Source organism: Ilyobacter sp. (genome assembly GCF_041583315.1).
Taxonomy (GTDB): domain Bacteria; phylum Fusobacteriota; class Fusobacteriia; order Fusobacteriales; family Fusobacteriaceae; genus Ilyobacter.
Window position 1 is genome coordinate 1 of record NZ_JBFHGC010000622.1, and the last position, 1,538, is coordinate 1,538.

The window sequence follows — 1,538 nt, forward strand, 5'->3', positions numbered from 1 at the left end:
AAAAGTCATCTGATAAATTAAAATAAGCAGCTTACTATAGTTAGTATAATATGTAATTTTATTTTGAAAGAGACCTCCCATATGGAGGTCTTTATTTTTTTTAAAGAAAGTAAAGGTTTATGTGAGCTCATAGTCTGTTACTAGATTACATAAAAAATCTCACAAATTAAGTGATTTGTCTATATATATACATTGTGGTACACTTTATTAGAGTTTTTTTAACTAGAAACTGCTTGATAGATTGGATGGCAATGTGATGAAGGTAAAAATTGAATGCATACAAAACATCTGAGTAGTTAAGAAACTTTTATAAAGCGGTTACTTAAAATGGATATAAAATTAAAGGGGGGAAGCATGAATATTTATGCACTAAAAATAGGGGAAAATGTTGAGTTGGTAAATGATCCGTTGTTAAAAGAAGGAATAGCTAGATACGGTTGGTCATATGTGGAAAATGCAAATCTTAAAGTTATGGAAAAGTTATCATGGGATGAGATGACCCCTGAACAGAAAGATTGCTGGAAAGCTAACTTTCTACTGAAAATCAAGCCAGGAGATTATATTATATATATCAATACACCATCTTATGGTAAGTGTACTCTCGCTAAAGTAGAAGAACCTTATTTTTGGGCCTGGGATAAATATCAAGGAGATTTCAGCCACTGCCTCAAGGTCGATAGGGACAGCATAAAAACTTTTGACAGAAATGCTAAGGAGATAAACCCAAGTCTTTCCAGACGGTTTAAACTACAAGGCAAGTACTGGCAGATATATTTAAAAGAAGAGTTTTCAGAACTTTTAGAATTGCTTGATAGCGGAGAACTAAGTGGGGATTACGCCAATGCTGATACTAGATACAATAAAACACTCGAGATAATAGAGCCTGATCTGAAGTTAATCTGTAGCAAAATACAGAGTCATCACCCAGAGAAAACAATGGAAGAGTTGGTTCAGATAATTCTTGAAAGGATGCCTACTGTTTCCAATGTAGAAAGAAAATCAGGAGCTTCAGACAAAGGCGGGGATCTCATATGTGAGTTTGATACCGGTATGGACTTTCTTGGAATTCAGCGGGTGGAAAGATGTGCTATACAGGTTAAGTCTTACATAAATGAAATGGATTATGACAGGGCGATAAGGGATATAGAGAATGTGTTTAAAGCTGAAAAGGACATTACCTGTGGTCTCATCATCTCAACAGCTGAAAAAATCAGTGAGCGTTTCCAGGAAAAACTGGACAACCTTAAGAGTGAAACAGGTAAGGACGTTGGTCTAATATTCGGTAAGGATCTTGCCAGATGGTTTATAAAATACGGGATGTAAATATATTTAAAATATTTTAGCGGTAATATTAATATATAATCTGTTGCAAGATCACTTGGGTCTTCACAAAAAATAATTTTTCTGAATTTTTTTCATTTCATATTTAATTTAAACTTTAAGTCCATTTTAAGTCCAAAATAAAAAAGAGCAGAACTTAGGTTCTGCTCTAACTATTATTTTTAGTGGTGCCACCTGCCGGAGTCGAACCGGCGACC

The 1,538-nt window shown here is 34.3% G+C and carries 1 protein-coding gene; it reads left to right on the top strand.

The features are described from left to right. The first annotated feature begins 354 nt into the window (after positions 1–354). Positions 355–1,323 carry a restriction endonuclease gene (locus ABZA26_RS14840; RefSeq protein WP_372715258.1) on the top strand — a complete coding sequence of 323 codons (969 nt, stop codon included), beginning with the start codon at positions 355–357 and terminating at the stop codon, positions 1,321–1,323. The last annotated feature ends 215 nt before the right edge of the window (positions 1,324–1,538 follow it).